This is a genomic window from Acinetobacter sp. CIP A162 (assembly GCF_000367905.1).
Lineage (GTDB): Bacteria > Pseudomonadota > Gammaproteobacteria > Pseudomonadales > Moraxellaceae > Acinetobacter > Acinetobacter lwoffii.
Genome location: NZ_KB849159.1, coordinates 1,706,401 through 1,727,306, shown reverse-complemented (window position 1 = coordinate 1,727,306; position 20,906 = coordinate 1,706,401). Strand labels below are relative to the sequence as shown.

Sequence of the window (20,906 nt, the reverse complement as noted above, 5' to 3'; positions counted from 1 at the left end):
TTAATCTGCCTCATAAAATTTTGCTGCAAATAGTGCCTGAATTTCAGATAAGGCTTTGTCCTCGTCTGCTCCTTCAATCACTAAGCGTAAAGTTGTTCCTTTGCCTGCACCAAGCATGAGCAATGACATGATATTTTTGGCATCTACCAATTTGTCAGCCTTGCCAATCCGAATACTGGAACGAAATTTGGTGGTAACTTCTATCAGTTTACCAGATGCGCGTGCATGTAAACCCAATTTATTAATTACGTCAACTGTCGTATCAATCATGACCAGTGCTTCATTTCTCGATGGAGGACTTGAATAGACCATTTTGCCTCAAGGGCTTTTTTTAGTCTATCCACAATATAAACAGAACGATGCTGACCACCGGTACAACCTATCGACACGGTCATATAATGACGATGCCCTTCGGCAAAGGTCGGCAACCACTTGTCCAGAAAATGATACAGATCATTGAACATGTCCTCGACCTGATCGCTCTTTTGTAAAAACGCCTGCACCGGCTGATCTAGCCCTGAAAATTTGCGCAGTTCCAGTTCCCAATGCGGATTTGGCAAATGCCGGACATCAAAGACATAATCGGCATCCAGTGGAATGCCATGCTTATAACCAAAGGATTGCAGAATCAGGATCAGGTTATCGGCCTGTCCCAGCTTGGACAATAAGGTATGTTTCAGGTCATGTACGCTTTTATCGGTAGTATCGATATGAACTGTAGAACGCAACTGAATCGGCATCAACAGGATTTTTTCTTCCTGAATGCATTGATTCAGACTTTTAAAGCGTGACGCCAGAGGATGCGGCCGACGCGAAGCACTAAAGCGGGCAATCAGCTCCTGATCCTGCGTGGTCAGATAGATAATATCGACCGAACCATGCTGTTGCAGCTGCTCAAATACATGATCAAATTCTTGTAAATCTGCCCGGGTACTGCGCACATCGACGCCCAGCGCCAACTGTTCCAGATTATTTTCACTGTCCAGTTTGGCCACGATTTCGGGAAGCAATGCCAAAGGCAGATTATCAATACAGTAATAACCCAGATCTTCAAGCACCTGTAATGCAGATGATTTCCCCGAACCAGATTGTCCCGTGACGATTAAAATGCGCTTCATGCATGCTACCCTTTCATCTTAGCCGGCAGTGTATTTAACCTGCAGGTTATCGATCAGACGTGTATTCCCCAACTTTGCAGCTATAAATAACACAAGATCTTGATTAAACGTATGAATTTTTTGTAATTCTGGAGTTCTGGCTTCAATATAATCCACCACAAACCCGGCATCGGTTAAAGTCTGGCGAAGCTCCGCCAATACCGTATCCAGTTCCACGCCTGCCTGTAATTGCTGTTCAGCCTTTTGCAAGCTTTGATAAATGACCGGTGCGATTGCACGATGCTCTTCGCTTAAATAACCATTGCGCGAACTTAAAGCCAGGCCATCTTCTGCACGGGCAATCGGCACACCAATTACTTCCAGTGGAATATTCAGATCTTGTACAAACTGACGAATGACCGCCAATTGCTGATAATCTTTCTGGCCAAAGAAGGCGTAATTCGGCTGTACGATGTTAAACAATTTAGTCACCACCACCGCCACACCATCAAAATGACCGGGACGCTGTAAACCACATAAATCATTGGTAATGTCAGAAACACTGATATTGGTCAGACGCGGTTTTTTACCATACATTTGCTCAACCGTCGGCGCAAAAACGATGTCACAACCGACCTCTGCCAAAAGCTGCTGGTCCTGCTCAAGCGTGCGCGGATAGCTATCAAAATCTTCATTGGGTCCAAACTGGATCGGATTGACAAAGATACTGACCACCACTACATCACACAACTTACGCGCTTCACGCACCAGGTTTAAATGCCCCTGATGCAGATTGCCCATGGTCGGTACAAAACCGATAATCTTGCGACTGGTACGCGCCGGATTTAAGGATGCCGCTAAGCCCTGAATAGTGGTTTCTGTTTTCATCTTACAATTCAACCTGAAAAGTTTGTTCTGGTGCCGGGAAAGATCCATCTAAAACTGCAGCATGGTAGGCTTTAAAAGCATCTAGAATGGCGGTCGCACCCGATTGTTCTTGCATAAAATTACGTACAAATTTTGCAGTGTGGCCAAAGGTCAGGCCCAACATATCCTGAACCACCAATACTTGTCCGTCAGTGGCTGCACCCGCGCCAATGCCAATCACCGGAATCTGCGGAAACAGTTCGGTGATTTCCTGGCCAAGCTGTGCCGGTACGCATTCGAGTAACAATAGTGCAGCACCCGCCTCTACTACTGCTTTACAGTCCGCAATGAGCTGATCGGCCGCTTCACGAGTACGAGCTTGCAGCTTATAACCGCCAAACACATGTACCGACTGCGGAGTAAGACCCAAATGCACACACACCGGAATGCCGTTACGTGTCAGCACTTGCACGGTTTCTGCCAACCATGCGCCGCCTTCCATCTTGACCATTTGCGCGCCGGCCTGCATCACGGTTTTCGAGCTTTGCAAGGCATCATTCAAGGTGGCATAGCTCATAAATGGCAAGTCAGTCATGATAAAGGCATGCTGGTTACCACGGCGTACCGCAGCCGTATGATAAGCCATATCTGCAACCGTAACCGGCAAAGTCGAATCACGGCCCTGAATTGACATTCCCAGAGAATCGCCAATTAAAATGCTGTCCACTTCGGCAATTTCCATGGCTTTGGCCATACTGGCATCATAGCAAGTCAGACATGAAAATTTGCGTCCATCTGCTTTAAAGCGTCTTAAATCACTCAGACTGACCATGAAAATGTTCCTCTATGCTTGAAAGTTCTGACGAAGCTACCATCACTTAAAAATTAAATATTTGCCCAGTTGCTGTCATCGAGTACCGCGAGGGTCGACTGTGTGACGATGTCTAGGTCTTTTAATCTGTGTCCATGAACCTGTATTTCAGGATCAATATCCAGAAGTGGAAGCAGGACAAAATCACGTTCTAATACACCAACATGCGGCACAGTTAAGCGTTCATTTTGAATCTGCTCATTGCCGTAGAGCAGCAAGTCCAGATCCAGCGTACGTTCGCCCCAATGACGTAAACGTACCCGACCGGCGTCGTGCTCAAAGGCTTGCAGACGATCTAGCAAGCTTAAAGCGGCCAGATCGGTATTTAACTGCACCACTGCATTCAGATAGTTTGGCTGATCCTGTGGTCCCATCGGTGGACTTTGATACAGATGCGAAGTTTTCACCTGCCCCAAGGTCGCCAGTTTCTGTACAGCTTCTGCCAGAATCTGGCGTGAATCACCCAGGTTACTGCCCAGGCCAATATACGTCACGATCATTGTGTTGGCCCAAATACCACCTGACTCAGATCACGTTTCACCCGCTTACGTTTCATAATCGGATGATCTAGGCCAATTTCACCACTGGCACTGGCTGCTACATGCGACAGAGGTTTCACCTTGTCTTCAAACTTGGCTTTGCGCACTCGACGATTGCGTGGTTCAGGTTCATTTACCAACGGTTCAATCTCGGTGAGATCTTGCTGCTGGGTCAATTTCTGTTCCAGATGTTCTTCTTGACTCGCCTTGCGACGGCTCTTGGCACGCTGACGGTTATACTGGCTAATGGCCCGTTCTTTCTCGTCACCGCTCATTTGCTGGTAAGCATCCCACCAGCTGCCCATGCCTTGTGCAGTTGCATCGCCTGATTTTTCACGCAGCAGCAAAAAGTCAAAGCCGGCACGGAAACGCGCATGGCTGGACAAGGCCTCGATTTGCTGTGGTTTTGGATTCAACAAACGAGTCTGCATTTCCCAGACTTCACGAATAAAGGTTTCCGCAAAACGTGGAATAATGGTACGAGTCGCCTGACGTTTTAACACGTCCAGACCAGCTTGGGCACGAGCTTCGGCGGCTACCACGCCTTTATTTAGATAGAATTCACAACGCTCGAGGAATGGCTGCCACAACAATACCGCATAGAAAAAGGCCGGGTTGATGGTCTTGCCGATAGAAATACGCTGATCGGTATTTTTCGCAGCGCGTTCCATAAATGGCGTAATTTCAGGCTTGATATCTGCAAATAACTGCTGCCAGATCCCAAAATCGATCAGCATTGGCAAGACACGATTCAGGTGTCCCATGGTAAACAGTTTCTGTGATTCATCATAAAGTCGATGTGGAGAAACATCACGCAGCAACTGGGTCATTTCCGGCGTAAAGACATCCAGAATCGCTTCATCAATATTAAAGTTCAGCTTGGCGGCAAAACGTAGGGTTCGCAGCATCCGCACTGGATCTTCTTCAAATCTTAAAGTCGGATCACCGAGTAAGCGTAAGGTTTTGCTATGGATATCATCCACTGCATTGCAGAAATCCAGCACAATGCCTTTACGTGGCTGGTAATACATTGCATTGATGGAGAAATCACGACGGGCAAAATCCTGCTCGATGCTGCCCCAGTTGTTATCACGCAGAATCATTCCCGCGGCCGAGGTCACTGCTTTTTTTGGTGGTGCACGGAAGGTTGCCACTTCAACCAGTTCCCGCCCTGAATAGACATGCGCCAGTTCGAAACGTCGTCCGATAATTCGACAACGTCGTCCGAAAACTTCCTTGACCTGAGCCGGGGTTGCATTGGTAACTGCATCGAAATCTTTAGGATTCAAACCTAACATCAGATCTCGAACACCACCACCCACGATATAAGCTTCATAGCCTGCCTTGTTTAAGGCATCAATCACATCGAGAATATAAGAAGGTAATTGAGCGGTTGATAAACCACATTTTGACGCGCGCAAAGTTTGCAAAAGACGCTGTCTCCTACGTCTGAACGTAAAATTCTAAGATGACGCTAATCATATCGCTTACACGCCTAAAGGGCAATTTGATTATGTCAATCCTGCGAGTCAAATCAATCAGCTAGTCATGATCCATGCTGTCGCCTTACAAGGCCAATTTGGCCTTGTTTTTGGCAAACAATGCCGGCCCAATGCCTTTGACCAGCTGGATCTCTTCAATGCTTTTGAATTTTCCATTTTTTTGCCGATGTTCAATAATCGCCTCGGCCTTCTTTTGACCAATACCATTTAGCTGCTGTAATTGCTCCACTGTTGCATTATTCAAACTGATTTTATTAGCAGCGGAAGATGCCGATAATGCAGGCTTCGCCAGATAGTGATTGCTTTCTGATGAAGCCGTAGCGGCAGCTTTTTTCTTCAGGCGGGCGTCGTGTTGCTGTTGTTGGGTCTTCCATTCCATATAATCGGTCGCAGTCGCATGCGCTGTTCCGATAGAAATAAAGCCCAGCCAGCAACTCAGAAGAAGATTAATCCATGTTGGACCGATTCGATAAGGTGTTTTTTTCATGTGCTGCTCTTTGTTTTAATTCTAATTTAGCCTGTTCCCAGAGCTGATCAAGTTCAGCCAGTGACAGTTTTTCCAGGTCTAATTGCTGTAATTGTGCCTGATCTTCCATTAAGGCAAAGCGGGTCCGGAATTTATGGATCGTCCGCAATAATGCCATCTCGCTGGAGATGCCAAGTTTACGTCCAACATTGACCAGAGATAATAAGCAGTCACCAAATTCTTCCTGTATTTCATCGGAATTTTGTCCGGCTACCGCTGCTTTTAATTCAGCCAGTTCTTCTTCCAGCTTGGCATAAGCACCCGCCATGTCCGGAAAATCAAAACCGATTTTGGCGACATTTTTTTGAATTTCATCGGCCTGCACCAAAGCCGGTGCATGTTTAATATCATCCAGACGTGAACGCGGCTTGCCCTGCTTTTCTTGCTGTTTGATTTCTTTCCATAGCTCAGACACATCTTCCGGACTCATTTTTGCAAATTGTTCAGCCTGAAATACATGCGGATGACGGCGAACCAGTTTATCGGTAATGGCCTGCACCACATCCTGAAAATCGAAAGCCCCCTGCTCGCTGTACATTTGCGACTGGAACACCACCTGTAGCAGCAAATCACCTAGCTCATCGCGGACATCGTCGACTTTTCCAGAGCGGACTGCTGCTTCGACTTCATAAGCTTCCTCAATGGCATATTTGGTCAGAGATTCGGGGGTCTGCTGCTGATCCCATGGACATTTTTCACGTAATTCGCGCATGACCTTGAGTAGTTGTTCCATGTTTAAAAACCTCTTTTTTTTACCAAATTGTCGCGTCAATCTGCCAGTTTCTTGTTATGCTCAAAAAAAAGACAATAAGGAGATCAGGCACATGCACAGTATATTGATTAGCGGTGCAGCACAAGGAATTGGTGCCGCGACAGCCGCCCTATTTTACCAGCACGGCTACAAGGTGGGTATTTATGATGTTCAGGTGGAGCAGGCAGAACAACTGGCCCAGCAACTGGGCGAACATGCCAAAGCCGGTTTTCTGGATGTGGCTGGTTATACGTCCTGGGAAACAGCTTTAGCCGAATTTTCAGCTTGGGCAGGTGAAATCAATATTCTGGTCAATAATGCCGGGATTTTATATTCAGGCCCTTTTGAAGAAACTGATATTATGGCGCATCATCGGACTCTGGATATTAATGTTAAAGGAGTCATGAACGGCTGTCATGCCGCTTTCCCTTATTTAAAAGAATCTTCATTTGCCCGCATCATCAATCTATCTTCCGCTTCGGCGATTTATGGCCAGGCCGATTTAAGCAGTTATTCCACCAGCAAGTTTGCAGTGCGTGGCCTGACTGAAAGTCTGGATATTGAGTGGCAACCCTATGGGATTCGAGTCTTGGATGTCATGCCGCTTTTCGTCAGTACGGCCATGGTCAAAGATATGCAGGCAGAAAGCATCAAAAAGATGGGCGTACATTTAAAAGCAGAAGATGTTGCACAAGATATTCTGAAACTGGCAGAACTCAAAGATTCTATCTGGCAAGCAACGCATCATCTGGTTGGTTTCAAAAGCCAGTTTTTATTTCATTTATCGCGAATGAGTCCGCAATTTGTGAATCGGCTGAGTAACCTGCTCATTTCCAGAAAATAAAAAATATTCGGATTGATTTTGTTTTAGACAGTGTGATGAATCTGGATCACTGGAAATCTCAACCCTTTGCAGGAATGCTCACTTTGCCAGGCCACGGTGAGCATACAGCCAGCAACAGAATAATTTTGATAAGCATAGACGCCAATCTCTGGATGTTCGCAGCGTCCGCCATTTTGTTCAGGATGGATATTGGTATTGAGTTCATTCAGGTTGATCCGGATTCCCAAGCCTGATGCCTTTAACACGGCCTCTTTAATCGTCCAGACTTTAAACCAGTATTCGGGATCATAAGCCAGCGTTTTCCAATGTTTTAATTCTTCGGGATGAAAGGCATGTTGTGCCAAGGCTTCAAAACGAACCTTACGACTCAGTTCTTCAATATCAATTCCCAAGTTTTGGACATTCCTGCTCGTGGCCAAGGCGTAGAAATTTTGACTATGACTATGATTAAAACTGAAGTCCGGATAGTCATTTAAATAAGGCTTGCCATATTCAGTGGTGGTGAAATCCAGAGATTGGATCGGATGATTGAATTGATCTGACAGCAACTGGTTACGATGCGCATAAATTGCCAGTTTTCGATTCTTGATTTGCTCTACCCGTGATTGAGGCAGTTCAATTGAAAAGAACTGATCTATTTTTTGTAGATAAATTTGAATATTTCGCGACAATGCAAAGCTCATAGAAACAGATGGACTTTTTCATTTTACGTCGCCAGATAAAAAAAGAAAGCCTGTTCGAAAACAGGCTAGACTCATATTGCTTAGATTGAATCAGAAATATCAACTGGTTTTGCTGCTGCAGATTCTGGCGCCTTAAAGTTCAAGCCCGCTTTTTTCATCAATTGCGGATACTCAACCAATGCCATGGTTGCATTTTTTGCAATTCCAGTCACATCACCTAATAGGCCTTTGGCATCCATAAAAGACATACCGCTATCGCTGACACTACGCGGATTACTGAGCATTTGCATAGACACCTGCTTACTATTAAGCACGAGTTCGCGTGCAGACAAGCCCGCAATCGCAAAGTTAGTAAGTGAGTTAACCAGAAGCTGTTTCTGGCTTACACTTAATGCATTAATACGTTCCAGTGTCGCCGCCTCATCCTTTTTTGATGCATCCAGAACATCATTAGTCAATTTGGTAATCTCTTTCTGGATTGCCTCTTTTTCCTTTACGTCAGAGGTAGTTTTCAAGCTGTTTAATTTGGTTTTCAGCTCTTCACTGTCTTTACGTTCAGCAAACAGGGTTGCCAGTGTCGTTCGGCTTTGAATAAACATGGCATTGGTGGCTTGTGCCTGCTTAAGAAAACCTGCCAAATCCAGATTCTGTGAAGACGTACCTGTTGTCGTTGCAACTGCTTTTGATGCCAGACTGCTGAGTGTTCCAAGACCGGCATGACTTTGCGATGCCAATACAACACTTCCCAAGATCAAGATGCTTGCGATTTTTTTCATAGTATTTCCCCTTATAATTCCTTACTGAACTGCATCGGCTTTTTGCACGATCTGATTTAAAATTTTTGGTAATGCCTTGAACATCTGAATGTTGTACATTTCATGACGATGGGTGATATCAATGCCTTTTAAACTAACTTCTTGCTGTAAACCGACAGCCCCAACACGTTCCTGTTTTGCATTAAAACGCCGCGCGCCACCTGCCAACACCAAAGTGGCATCGCAACTGGATTTGTCTGCATTGCATTTAATAGAGTCTTCTCGAACCTGAATCTTGAATGCTGGCTGTAAGCACTCGTCTTTGGGCACATACAGTTTCAAATCAAGCTGTTTTTTAAAGCCGGCATTTTCAGTCATTTTTATAATTGATGTTTCTAAACTGGTCTGCCCTTTAAAACCTGAACCTGTGGCATAAAATGGACGTTTGGACTGACTGGTAAATGCGTGATAAATCAGCGGACCAAATCCATAAAATGGAATCTCTCCGACTTGATCAGTATGCAAGCTTGGACAAAGTACACGAGCAAGTTTCGACTCACCCACAGCAGCATGGCTATCCACCAAGATGCTATCACCCGAACGTACCGGCAGGCGGTCATTTCCACTCACAGGAAAATCAAGCTGCGCTTTGACTTTAGTCCCTTGACGATCAATGACTGTAGCTTCCCAAGTCGGGATTAACACTTGACGCTGAGCAACTTTTTCACGGTTATACACATGAATTTTCATGCCTGTGGTCAAACGCTCGCCTGCATCCTGAATCGTGATGGTCTCGCTACCACCACTCGCCACCTGCAAATCTGAACGGGTAAATTGAATCCCTTTTTGGAATTGCTGACCCAATTTCACCAAAGCATTTTTAAGTGCCACTTCTTTACGCGTATCCAGTGAAAAACCCATTCCTTGTGAAATGGCTTCACTGATTTCATCAGTCGCATGCGCCGAATAAATCACGCGCCCAGAACGGTCAATCATTTCAGCAAAGACTTCGCTATGTACCACTTGCTGCTCAGTCATTTTGCCGACTTGCTGCTGATAACCAATTACAGGAATCACATTAATACGAATAAAAAATTCAGGAAGTTCACGCTGATGCTGGGTTTCCTGATTAGTTAAACCTGTCTGCTCACTGATACTCTGTGCGAGCACGCTATAACGTTTGTTGACTGGTGTAAGGGTAAAAGATGCATTTTCTCCGATCGCATCAGAAAAAATCTGCTCAATCAGGTCTTTTGACTCGCCTTGATAAGTCAATACATCCATCACCAAAGCTTTAGGCTTGTTCAGTGCCTGACGGGTATTAGCCGAAATCTTGCTAAACTGGCTCGAATTACCACTCATCAATACAGGCAATGCCACAGCATAATCGCTGTCAGCATGGACAACCCGGATTAAATCTCCTGAAGCCGAGCTCAGCTCATCATCTTTGGCAATCCCTTGATTAAAGCCTTTATCCAAAACCATATAAGACTTCCAGCGGTCAATCACCTTGGTCTGCACTTCAGAGACCTTAAATTTCTTCTGTAGATCTTGGGTCAATTGCTGAGTCAAGGTCAGCAAGCTACTTTGAAATTTCTGCTGGACCGCCTGACGGGTTGTAGCCGCCTCGATATCAGTCGCCAGCACCTGTATAGGTTGAGATAAAGTAGCGCTATCGGTATAAATCACTTCTCCGGATAGGACATTGGTCAACTTTAAACTTAAAGTGACTGGCAGAAAAATCTCGGCTGTAGACTCCTTTTGCACCACATATTCGCTGGCCCGCAAAACTTCCAGAGAAGCCACATAGCTTCGATGTTTATTCTGTTGGGAAATTGAAGTAACCACCTGATCTTGCAAGGCCTGTTTCAGCTGCTGCTCGAAAGCCTGTACAACTTGAGTACGAATCGTCTCGCTAGATACAGCCTTGCTAAAGTCACAGGAAATGGATGATGCGTTTGCTTCTATATGTTCCACCGATTGACGACAAGGCAGTTCCAGCCCGTAAATTCCCTTCGCCGGAAAAACCTGAATATTGGCCTGTGTACTAGCCGTTCCCATCAGCGCCATGGCAAGCATGGCTTTTTTCATGCTTATTTGCATTGGGTACCACCAATACATAAAGTAATGGTATTCCCTGCTTGCAGGCGTTCTGCATTCGACAGAACAGGATTTACCCGGCGCAATGCTTTGGCAAGTTCAGCACTTAACGGCTTTTCACTCTTATAAGTCATGGTCATCTCGACCAATTTGCCATCCTGGGTACGGATATCGATATTTTCCGCACCATCCATTTCATCTAAGGCCACGTACAGGTCATCCCCTAACCGGCTAGATACGCTACCCGATACACTTTTTACAAAGAGGGTTATTTCCTTACCATACATGCTGCGGTTTTTCGAATAGGCAAGGATTTGCGGGCCGACTTCAGATAGCGTCATTTCACCCAGTTTACGGGTAACATTGGTACGGCAAGTATCTGTCGTTGCAGCCGTGGATGATTCAGTACGGGTATCGCCGCCCATCAGTGTGCCATCATCGACTGAATAAATTTTATAGCTGAGTGCACCATCACAAACAAACTGACCCGTTGCACCTGAACGACCACGGTCATAAATATAAGAGCTACCGACCATAAACCAGTCCGCTTTTTCCTGACGTGCAGCCACTGCAAGTTTTGCCAGCTCTGCATCACCCAGCAATTGTTGAATGGTCATACTCTTGCCTTTGAGATAACGGCTACGAAACACATCCGAATCCATTAAGCGTAGATCATATTTAGATGCTGCACGGGCAATTGAGGTTAACGTTTGATTTTCACGCTCAGGTGTGGTCGACGGGGTTTGATATTCCACATATTTCACAAAATTTTGAATATCATTCTGGCGTTCAGACTGGCTATAACGTGCTGATTCACTGGCGTTATAACTTGCTGAAGCAGAAGATTTACCTGAATTATTGTGACTTGATGAACGTGCAGCAACGCCCGCACCTGCACCATAGTAATTACCATAGGCATAGCCTGAAGCCGAAGCTGATTTGCCTTTTGATGAATATGATGAACTTTCACTGGCTTTTGCACTTTCTTTCGCGTCATAGCTGGCCTTTTCATCATAGGCATAGCTCTTGTCAGAAAAGTACGACGTAAACTCTTTCACCGGTTTTGAGTTATCTCGCGGTACACCAAAATATTCATCCATTACGATCATGATCGGACTGGTTCGGCTATTCTTTTTGGATAAACCCAGATCATTTAAGATCTGGCGAAACTCCTGATCATCCATTTCAATTGAAATAGAAGTAACCAGTTCATTGTTATTGTTGGTTTGACTACCACGATTAAATACGTAGCCATTGTCAACTTGTTTCACAATATCTGCCAGATGGAGTTCGGCATCCTGCATGGCTTGAGGGCCATTTATTTTTTTGATTAAAGCAATGACTGCATCAGTTTTTGCATTATTCAATGCTTGATTCCGTGTTCCTATTGGATCTTTTTTTATAATGGGGCTACTGCCCTCACCATTCACTTTGATCATTTCAGCGCATGCAAGGCTTGGTAAGCCCATCATACAGATTAAGGCCAATGCAGTTTTTTTCATGTTCCCCTCACACCACCGCAAATTTGGGTAGTAATTTCTTATGATCTTTTTCAGTCAATTTTCATTTTTGCGACTGAATTAACAATTTCACACAAATATAATACATATCACATAAATATTAAATTAATACTTATACTAAATAGGACTTACGCATTGAGGGATTTAAAAAAGTCTCAAACTACTTTATAACGTATCTGTGATCAGACGAACTAAACATGCTTCTACAGCAACTTGTACATTACCCATTTATATGGGCTTTCTCATGACAGAACCAAACTCTATTAGCTGCACACAACTTGCCGAGACTTATAATATCTCGCATGACAGTGTAAATCGCTTTTTGGAGCGTGAAGACTACACAGCTCACGATCTATATCAAGAAGCAATTCAACACATTGATAATAATAAACTTATAGTCAGTATTGATGATACTGTTTTAGATAAGCCATATAGTCAACATATGGACTTAGTTAGCTATTTTTGGTCAGGTAAACACCACCGATCCGTCAAGGGTATTAATCTCATTACCTTGTATGCGACAGATCAACATGGCAAAAATATTCCAATTAATTTTCGAATTTATGATAAGTCAGAAAGTAAAACCAAGAATGATTACTTTATGGAGATGTTAAGTGAAGTACTCGATTGGGGTGCAAAGATTCAATTCATTACAGGTGATAGTTGGTATTCATCGACTGAAAATCTAAAAACCATAAGAAAACATGGTATTCGATTTATGTTTGGTGTCGACAGTAACCGTAAGGTTTCCCCTGAAAAAGGACAATGGTTTCAACTCCGTTTATTGCCGAATTTTCATCAGGGTCAAGTGGTCTGGCTCAAAGATGTTGGCTTTGTACAATTATTTAAGACTCAGTTAAAAGAACAGCAGAGATTTTATATTGTGCATCAAGATGAAGATGATTTATTGTCCTTTGATGGTTTTTATGAATTACATTCAAGTCATTGGAAAATAGAACAATATCATCGAGTAATTAAACAGGTTTGTCATATTGAAAAGTTTCAAGTAAGACGATCCAAGCTGATTTTGAATCATATTTTCTCAGCCTTGATGGCCTATGTTGAGATACAAAAGAACCAGTTTGAGCGGATCTTTGAAAATGTATATCGTTGGCAGAAGAAATTATTTAAACCAATTATCAAGAACTTTATTGATGAATTTATTCTCGATAAGAATCATCTGCTGCCACAGAAAATCTATAAATAATAGTGCGTAAGTCCTATACTAAATAACTATAATTAAAAGAATATTTTATTTTTATTAAATTCAAAATTAAGCCTGATTAAAAAATATTTTTATAGGTAATAAAAAAAGCCCGCTTTACGCAGGCTTTTTATCCGGAAAATTTAAACTATAAAATTAACGCTTAAATTTCTTCTCGGCTTTCTTGAACTTCTGTACATAACGACGTTTACGTGCAGCTGCACGCTCATCCACTTGAGACTTACGACCTTCAAACGGGTTTTCCGAAGTTTTAAACTCGATTTTAATCGGTGTACCTTCAAGCTTGTACACTTTACGGAACACGTTTTCCAGGTAACGGCGATAATCTGCAGGAGTTTTATCCACCTTGTTTCCGTGAATCACGATCGTTGGTGGATTCTGCCCACCCATATGCGCATAACGCATTTTAATACGACGACCCTGAACCATCGGCGGTTGGTGGGCATCTGTCGCATCATTTAAAATCTGGGTGATTTTTGCTGGTGACACTTTCAAACGAGATGAATCATAAGCACGGTGAATCGATGGATAAAGATCACCCACACCCGTTCCATGCAATGCAGAAATCAAATGCACTTTGGCCCATGGAATGAAATCGAAGCGACGCTCTACATCGAGCTTACATTGCTTACGATCATATTCAGTCATGTTATCCCATTTATTGACTGCAATGACCATGGCACGACCCGCTTCAAGTGCATAGCCAATCAAATGCAAGTCCTGCTCAACAATACCATCACGCGCATCAACCACAACAACAATTACGTTAGCATCTTTCATTGCCTGTAAAGTTTTAACAATCGAGAATTTCTCAATCATTTCATCAACTTTACCTTTACGGCGCACCCCGGCAGTATCAATCAGGGTATATTGACGGCCATCACGCTCGAATGGAATATAAATCGAGTCACGTGTTGTACCCGGCTGGTCAAATGCCACCACACGCTCTTCACCGAGCAAGCGGTTCACCAGCGTTGATTTACCGACGTTTGGACGACCAATAATCGCCAAACGCAGACCCGTGTTTTTGTCATGCTCTTCCGGATTTTCATCTTCCGGTACATCAGCAAGCACGTCTTCCAACATTTGCTGAACACCACGACCATGGCTGGCTGCCACTTGTAGCGGCTCGCCCATACCCAGTTTGTAGAATTCAACCAAGGCAGCTTCAGCATGTACGCCATCGACCTTGTTGGCCACCAGAAAGACTTTTTTGCCTAAAGTACGTAATTCACGTGCAATCTGTTCATCGGAAGCCAGCAGGCCGGCACGCGCATCAACCACAAAAATAATGATGTCGGCTTCATGAATGGCAGTTTTAGATTGCTCTGCCATATATGAATCAATACCACCTTCATTTTCACCAATACCGCCGGTATCGACCACAATGAAAGATTTATTTTGATAGGTAGCATCGCCATATTTACGGTCGCGTGTCAGACCTGCAAAGTCTGCCACCAATGCGTCACGGCTCTTGGTAATCTGGTTGAACAGCGTCGATTTTCCGACGTTCGGACGACCAATGAGCGCAATTACGGGTTTCATAGAGTAACCTTTATTTAATATCAGGCGTCAAAGTGGCCTGAACATCAGAAAGCATAGGAAGATATAAGGGGTAAATACCCTAAATAAAAACACGGGGCATTGATTTTTCAATCACCCCGCGTTCACAAAATACGGTTGTGGCTAGTTTAGCATAAGGCTCGTTAAAATTAACGGTTCTGCCAAATGCTTAATGCGCCCTTGCGTGTAGAAACATAAAGCTGGTTGTCGATAACGCGTAAGCTACGCACTTCCCCAGAAGTTTTCGAACGACCAGTAATCTGTCCAGTACGCGGATCAATCAGGTGCAAGACACCATCCAGATCACCGACTACAAGATCAGTACCCAGCATCACCGGATTACTTAACTTACGATTCAACAGCTGGTCATTTTCCCAAAGTGGCTGACCCGAAGTAATCTCAAAGGCTTTGATTCTGCCATCGGTTTGCGCCACAAATACGCCATTGCCCACAACTTCTGGACGCTGGATACTGCTGGCATCTTCACTCCAGACCACCTGTTGTGAAGCTAAATCCAGCACAGTCACCTGACCTTGATAACTGGTGGTCACCACAAACTGGCCTGCAACGACCGGTTCCCCGTCAATATCCACCAGACGCTGGATATCAGAACGTCCATCCGACACTGCGACACGACGCTGTAATTTTGGCACACCACTTAAGGCATCCAATGCATAGATATAAGCATTGGAAGAGGCAATCAGTATATTACGGGCATCTAATGCAACCGGTGCAGCCATGCCACGTAAGCTGAATTGTACATTAGGTAAGTCATAAGTCCAAACTTGCGCACCCGTCGCAATTTCATGCGCATATACGGTGCCGTCATTGCTGACACTAATGACCCGCCCTGCATGAATCAGTGAAGGCGCCAGTAAAGCACCCGTCAATTGCGCAGTCCATTTCTGCTCGCCGGTTTGTTGATCTAGCGCAAACAGCTGACCTTTCTGGTTGCCGACGACAACAAGACCTTCGGCAGCTTCAACGCCAGAACTTAAATTGTCTTTGCTGACTTTCTTCTGCCACAGACGCTGTTTGCCTTTAAATGCAGACACTTCGCCTTTCGGGTCAATCGCAAAGACCACGCCATTGTCTGCATCCAGACGTAAACGCAACGGATCAGCAGCATCTGTTGACGCCACACTGGTGGAAAATACAGGGACCAGGGTTTTGGCTTGGGTCAGTTTTGGAAGTGGATTCGGTTTTACTTCTGGAACTTTAGTGGTTTTACCTGCACAGCCAGCCAGTGCAAGCGTTAAAACAGTCAAGGCACAGGTAATTTTGTATTTTCTATTCATGCAGCTTCTTCCGCTTGTGTTTCTATAATTGGGCGTTCGATTTCTGGATCATCGACTAACACGCCTACGCTTTCGAGCTTAATTTGTAAAATCTGACGTTCTTCTTTACGTTCAATCAAAGCATCCCATGCACTTTGATATACTTTTTTCGCATTTTCAATATCATTTTTGGCAACATAGATATCGCCACGTGCTTCATCGGCAGTTGCTTTAAATGCAGGTTCAGTCACTGCTTCTAAAGTTTTCAATGCAGCATCATATTTTTTCTGTGCCAGTTGCGCATAGGCCAGACGAAGTTTAACCACCTGAACCAGGCCTTTATCATCTACTTTCGAGTTTTCAACTTTCTGTAGTGCTTTCTCGGCCGCAGCATAATCTTCTTTGTCATAAGCCAGTTTCGCCATGACTAACTGGGTTTGAATCGCCTGAGCTGAGTCAGGCGCTTCCTTGACAATTTTGTCCGCAGTTTCAGACAGCTTGGCAAAACCATCACCTTTCGATGCCTGTGCATCATCCATCAACTGCTGAACCTTGGCAGTGTGCATTTGCGACTCTGCCAGGTTTTTCTTCTGCCAATATTCCCATCCAAAAAAGGCAATCAGCGCAATTAAAATCCCGGTAATCATCGAAGAACCATATTTCTTCATAAAGGATTTTAAGCTTTCAAACTGTTCATCACCACTCATTGCGCTCATGAGATTACCCTTTTCCTAATGTTTTATCGATTATTTTGAAGAAATTTTAGTACTAAAAAATGCAACGAAGTCCGTAAATGGTACATTCGATTGCTCTGCGGTTGCCAGCTCTTTCACAGTAAACGCCTGAGCTTCCAGTTCACGTTCACCCAAAATCGCCGCATACAAAGCACCGGCTTGATCAGCCTTTTTCATTTGCGATTTCATTGAACCCTGAGAGCCGACTTTCAGGCGAATGTTACTGCCAGCAGCTTCCAATTGATCACGAATCTGTTCAGCCAATACCAGCGCTTTACCCTGAGAAGCAGGATCGGCAACCAGGAATACTTCACAATCACGTACTGGCGTATTGTCTTCAATCTGTTCCAGTAGAAGCAATAAACGCTCCATCCCCATCGCGAAACCAACTGCAGGCACAGATTGATCCGCTTTGCCTTTCAATTGACCGACTAAGCCGTCATAACGACCACCAGCACATACAGTACCTTGTGAACCCAAGTGGGTAGTCGTCCATTCAAATACGGTTTTATTATAGTAGTCCAGACCACGTACCAGTTTTTGATTGATGACAAAGCTAATACCGGCATCTGACAAATACTGTTGCAACTGGTTAAAGTGTGCCAGTGTTTCTTCACCCATAAAGTCGTGAAGTTTAGGCGCATTTTCTAGGATACTTTGAGTTTTGGCATCTTTAGAATCCAGAATACGCAGTGGATTAGTCGTCAGACGGCGTTGTGAGTCTTCATCCAGATCAGCCTTATGCGCCTGCAGGAACTCTACCAGTGCCGCACGATAGGCTGCACGCTCATCCGACTCACCGAGTGTATTTAACTCAAGCTGAACCTTGTCTGCCACACCCATACGTTTCCACAGACGCGCCGTCATCAGAATCAGTTCTGCATCCATATCTGGCGTTGCCACACCAAAGGTTTCCACACCAAACTGGTGAAACTGACGGTAACGGCCTTTTTGCGGTTTTTCATAACGAAACATGGATCCGATATACCAGACGCGAGGCGTCGCACCGCGCAGCAGGTTATGCTCCAGCATGGCACGTACACAACCTGCCGTTCCTTCAGGACGTAGTGTCAAAGACTCAGGTGGATTACCCTTGTCGAGGAAGGTATACATCTCTTTTTCAACGATATCGGTTGCATCACCGATCGAACGTTTAAACAAATTAGTCTGTTCAACGATAGGCAAACGGATTTGTTGATAGCCATAGGCATCCATCAAACCGGATAGATGCTGTTCAAGACGTCTCCAAGCTGGGGTTTGCGTTGGGAGAATGTCATTAAAACCTTTGATTGCGACGATTGAACTCATGATCTACTCAGAAAAACTTGTACGAATAATTTCTTTAGATTTAGCTTCTTCAAGCTCGGTAACACGTTGACGAACCATGGTTTCGATTTCATCAACCAATTGATTCGTGTCAATTAAATGGCTCTTTTCACCATTACGGTATACTAGTGAACGTGGTGCTGCACCTACAACACCAATATCCGCTTCTTTGGCTTCGCCCGGCCCATTGACCTTACAGCCAATAACAGACACATCCATTGGGGTACGAATATCTTCTAAACGTTCTTCAAGTTGCTGCATCACTGAAATCACATTAAATTCCTGACGTGAACAGCTTGGGCAGGCAATGAAGTTAATCCCGTTGGAGCGCAGACCCAGCGATTTCAGAATATCAAAACCAATTTTAATTTCTTCTTCAGGCTCGGCAGCTAAGGAAATACGCATAGTATCCCCAATGCCTTCCATCAGCAGGCCGCCCAAAGCGATCGCAGATTTAACCGAACCGGTACGGTAAATACCCGCTTCCGTTACACCTAAATGTAGCGGATTATCAATTTGCTGTGACAACAAACGATACGCATCCATGGTCAGGAACACATTCGAGGCTTTGACTGAAATTTTGAATTCCTGGAAATCCAGACGGTCTAAAATATCGATATGACGTATCGCAGATTCAAGCAAAGCCTGACCCGTCGGCTCGCCATATTTCTTTTGAATATCTTTTTCCAGTGAGCCGGCATTAACACCGATCCGCATGGAAATATCGTTATGACGTGCTGCGGCCACCACTTCACGGATTTTCGCTTCAGAACCGATATTGCCCGGGTTAATCCGCAGGCAGTCTGCACCCAAATCGGCAACTGCCAAAGCAATTTTATAATCGAAGTGAATATCGGCGACCAAAGGTACATTGACCTGCTTGCGAATTTCACCAAATGCCGCCGCCGCTTCCATGGTAGGCACAGAAACCCGCATGATGTCTGCACCGGCATCTACACAGCGCTGAATCTGTGCAACCGTAGCTGCTACATCACAGGTTTCAGTATTGGTCATGGACTGGATACTGATTGGTGCATCACCACCCACATAAACTGAACCCACACGAATTTTACGTGTTGGACGACGTTTAATTGGATTTACGATCATCGTTCTGCTCTACTCTTGATCTGTTAAGGTGATAAACGGAATTCTGCTTTTCCGTTCACAGTGTAGGGTGACAATGAAATATTTTCATTATTCAAACTGAGCGATACAGCCGATGCATCATCGAGACGAATCTGGAATGGCGCTTCACCATTCAGTTGCAAGCTCGATGCCTGACGGCCAGTTGCCAGAACATTACCCGCCGAGTCGACAATATGCACCGAAGTCGGACGGTTAAAATCAAGTTTCAGCTGATCACCGGAAAGTGCGGCACCTGTATCCAGATTCAGAATCTCGACATTAGAAGCGCCTACTCCAGAGACTTCACTGCTATTTTGGGAATTACTGCTCGACCAGTTCTGAATCATGGCAAACAGTGCGCCCAAAATCAGCAAAAGTACCAGCGTAATAAAAATGCGCTTTAACCACTTACGATTACGGTCACGCTTGGAACCTGGTAATTTCCCCATAATTTTAATTGGAGAATTGTTCAGGGCATGATTCGGCAGCAACCCGGTATCATTGGTATAGATTTCATCAAAACGCTGAATAATACTAGACGCATCTACACCCAGAAATTTGGCATAAGTCCGGTAATAACCTTTGATAAAGGTCGCTTCTGGCAAAGATTTGTATTCATCCTGCTCAAGAGCAGTCAGGGTTTTGACCGGAATATTCAGCTCTTTCGCTACATCTTCCAGATTACGTTGCTGGTTGATACGAATCTGGCGCAAGTACTCGCCCGGACGTTGAATATTTCCTAACGCATTTGGAGCTACGCTCGAATGATTCGATGGTGAATTAGGATTTACTTCCATACGGCCTCAGTACTGTACTGTAATTGCAAATAACGTTGGTATTCCTGGCTTTCAGGAAAGAGTGCACGTAACTGGTTGACCAATACCTGCATACCCAACTGATCACCTCCGGCACGCGCAGTGCGAATGCCAATCCAGAGTGCACGGGCACCCTGATTTTTCTGCCCCACACCACGCACAAACTGTTGATACATTTGTGTCGCTGCCGGGAACTGCTGGTTCAAATAAAATATTTCTGCCAACTCTAACATTGAAATATAGGAATCGCGATTGGCTTGTAGCGCCTGTTTGAATGATTTTTCAGCATTTGCTGTATCACCCAGTTTCAGGTAAATCCGCCCCATATTTTCCAGTGCGCGGAATCGCTGATCATAACCCAACGTGGCACCAGCAATTTGAAACTGCTCGATTGCATCATTATAGCGTTCAAGCTGATATAAATAAGTGCCGTAATTATTTCGCGCCTGCGCATTTTTCGGATCTGCCGAAATCGCACGCTTGAAATAATGATCTGCTTTTTCGAGATTAAGCTTACTACCTTCCTGTTGCAGTAGCACGCCCATCATCATATTCGCTTGAGAATCACGCGGACTGCTTTCAAGTGCCTGATCCAGCGCACGTTTAGCTGCATCCAGGTCACCTGTTCTCAGATATTCTACCGCCAATTGGGTACGGACTTTGGTGGCCTTTTCAGGGTCTTTCTGACCCAGATCTGGCGTCTGACACGCGACTAAAACCAAAGACACACATACTGTTGAAATCAAAGTAAACTTTGATGTTAGATTTCTCAACTGGCGACCTCTT

The 20,906-nt window shown here is 44.6% G+C and carries 21 protein-coding genes; 2 read left to right on the top strand and 19 right to left on the bottom strand.

Annotated features, from left to right (window positions below; genetic code table 11):
* From F995_RS14505 to mazG, 8 genes are all read right to left on the bottom strand, one after another.
* Window positions 1-270 (bottom strand): HPr family phosphocarrier protein, encoded by a 270-nt coding sequence (locus F995_RS14505; RefSeq protein ID WP_016806787.1) that lies wholly within the window; start codon window positions 268-270, stop codon window positions 1-3.
* Window positions 267-1,118: an RNase adapter RapZ gene (rapZ, locus tag F995_RS14500; RefSeq protein ID WP_004278335.1), complete on the bottom strand. Its 852-nt coding sequence runs from the start codon at window positions 1,116-1,118 to the stop codon at window positions 267-269. Before rapZ ends, F995_RS14505 begins: the two co-directional genes overlap by 4 nt.
* 18 nt (window positions 1,119-1,136) lie before the next feature.
* On the bottom strand, window positions 1,137-1,985 hold the full coding sequence (gene panC / locus F995_RS14495) for a pantoate--beta-alanine ligase (protein ID WP_004647479.1): 849 nt from the start codon (window positions 1,983-1,985) through the stop codon (window positions 1,137-1,139).
* Between the two features lies 1 nt (window position 1,986).
* Window positions 1,987-2,796, bottom strand: coding sequence for a 3-methyl-2-oxobutanoate hydroxymethyltransferase (gene panB, locus F995_RS14490; RefSeq protein ID WP_004278337.1), 810 nt, complete (start codon window positions 2,794-2,796; stop codon window positions 1,987-1,989).
* Between the two features lie 53 nt (window positions 2,797-2,849).
* Entirely contained in the window at window positions 2,850-3,335 is a 486-nt protein-coding gene (gene folK / locus F995_RS14485; RefSeq protein ID WP_004647478.1) for a 2-amino-4-hydroxy-6-hydroxymethyldihydropteridine diphosphokinase, read from the bottom strand.
* On the bottom strand, window positions 3,332-4,804 hold the full coding sequence (gene pcnB, locus F995_RS14480; protein ID WP_004647477.1) for a polynucleotide adenylyltransferase PcnB: 1,473 nt from the start codon (window positions 4,802-4,804) through the stop codon (window positions 3,332-3,334). The genes folK and pcnB overlap by 4 nt, the downstream gene beginning before the upstream one ends.
* Before the next feature lie 136 nt (window positions 4,805-4,940).
* Window positions 4,941-5,363, bottom strand: coding sequence for a ComEA family DNA-binding protein (locus F995_RS14475; protein WP_004647476.1), 423 nt, complete (start codon window positions 5,361-5,363; stop codon window positions 4,941-4,943).
* Window positions 5,323-6,135, bottom strand: coding sequence for a nucleoside triphosphate pyrophosphohydrolase (mazG, locus tag F995_RS14470; RefSeq protein ID WP_004647475.1), 813 nt, complete (start codon window positions 6,133-6,135; stop codon window positions 5,323-5,325). The genes F995_RS14475 and mazG overlap by 41 nt, the downstream gene beginning before the upstream one ends.
* 91 nt (window positions 6,136-6,226) lie before the next feature.
* Between mazG and F995_RS14465 the strand changes: the two genes are divergently transcribed.
* Window positions 6,227-6,997, top strand: coding sequence for an SDR family oxidoreductase (locus F995_RS14465; protein WP_004647474.1), 771 nt, complete (start codon window positions 6,227-6,229; stop codon window positions 6,995-6,997).
* Window positions 6,998-7,020: 23 nt separating this feature from the next.
* Here the strand turns inward: F995_RS14465 and F995_RS14460 are convergent, their stop codons facing one another.
* From F995_RS14460 to F995_RS14445, 4 genes are all read right to left on the bottom strand, one after another.
* Complete coding sequence (locus F995_RS14460) at window positions 7,021-7,680, bottom strand: 4'-phosphopantetheinyl transferase family protein (protein WP_004647473.1); 660 nt, start codon at window positions 7,678-7,680, stop codon at window positions 7,021-7,023.
* Window positions 7,681-7,760: 80 nt separating this feature from the next.
* The gene (locus F995_RS14455; protein WP_004647472.1) at window positions 7,761-8,456 is read right to left on the bottom strand and encodes a hypothetical protein; all 696 of its coding nucleotides are present in this window, start codon (window positions 8,454-8,456) and stop codon (window positions 7,761-7,763) included.
* 21 nt (window positions 8,457-8,477) lie between these two features.
* The gene (locus F995_RS14450) at window positions 8,478-10,526 is read right to left on the bottom strand and encodes an MreC domain-containing protein (RefSeq protein ID WP_004647471.1); all 2,049 of its coding nucleotides are present in this window, start codon (window positions 10,524-10,526) and stop codon (window positions 8,478-8,480) included.
* A gap of 2 nt (window positions 10,527-10,528) precedes the next feature.
* Window positions 10,529-12,037, bottom strand: a complete 1,509-nt coding sequence (locus F995_RS14445) for a hypothetical protein (protein ID WP_004647470.1) — start codon at window positions 12,035-12,037, stop codon at window positions 10,529-10,531.
* Between the two features lie 196 nt (window positions 12,038-12,233).
* On the opposite strand from F995_RS14445, the gene F995_RS14440 reads away from it, so the two are divergent.
* A complete protein-coding gene (locus F995_RS14440; RefSeq protein ID WP_081398989.1) occupies window positions 12,234-13,262 on the top strand; it encodes an IS701 family transposase in 1,029 nt (342 codons plus the stop codon).
* Between the two features lie 153 nt (window positions 13,263-13,415).
* On the opposite strand, the gene der is transcribed toward F995_RS14440, so the two are convergent.
* The 7 genes from der to pilW all read right to left on the bottom strand — a co-directional run bounded on the left by der (window position 13,416) and on the right by pilW (window position 20,893).
* Window positions 13,416-14,825, bottom strand: a complete 1,410-nt coding sequence (der, locus tag F995_RS14435; protein WP_004278348.1) for a ribosome biogenesis GTPase Der — start codon at window positions 14,823-14,825, stop codon at window positions 13,416-13,418.
* Between the two features lie 167 nt (window positions 14,826-14,992).
* Entirely contained in the window at window positions 14,993-16,141 is a 1,149-nt protein-coding gene (bamB, locus tag F995_RS14430) for an outer membrane protein assembly factor BamB (protein ID WP_004647467.1), read from the bottom strand.
* Window positions 16,138-16,836 carry a YfgM family protein gene (locus F995_RS14425; RefSeq protein ID WP_004647466.1) on the bottom strand — a complete coding sequence of 233 codons (699 nt, stop codon included), beginning with the start codon at window positions 16,834-16,836 and terminating at the stop codon, window positions 16,138-16,140. Before F995_RS14425 ends, bamB begins: the two co-directional genes overlap by 4 nt.
* Window positions 16,837-16,866: 30 nt before the next feature.
* The gene (gene hisS, locus F995_RS14420; protein ID WP_004647465.1) at window positions 16,867-18,162 is read right to left on the bottom strand and encodes a histidine--tRNA ligase; all 1,296 of its coding nucleotides are present in this window, start codon (window positions 18,160-18,162) and stop codon (window positions 16,867-16,869) included.
* Between the two features lie 3 nt (window positions 18,163-18,165).
* Window positions 18,166-19,287 carry a flavodoxin-dependent (E)-4-hydroxy-3-methylbut-2-enyl-diphosphate synthase gene (gene ispG, locus F995_RS14415; protein ID WP_004647464.1) on the bottom strand — a complete coding sequence of 374 codons (1,122 nt, stop codon included), beginning with the start codon at window positions 19,285-19,287 and terminating at the stop codon, window positions 18,166-18,168.
* 23 nt (window positions 19,288-19,310) lie between these two features.
* Window positions 19,311-20,102, bottom strand: a complete 792-nt coding sequence (locus F995_RS14410) for a helix-turn-helix domain-containing protein (protein ID WP_004647463.1) — start codon at window positions 20,100-20,102, stop codon at window positions 19,311-19,313.
* Window positions 20,093-20,893: a type IV pilus biogenesis/stability protein PilW gene (gene pilW / locus F995_RS14405; protein ID WP_004647462.1), complete on the bottom strand. Its 801-nt coding sequence runs from the start codon at window positions 20,891-20,893 to the stop codon at window positions 20,093-20,095. Before pilW ends, F995_RS14410 begins: the two co-directional genes overlap by 10 nt.
* Window positions 20,894-20,906: the final 13 nt, after the last annotated feature.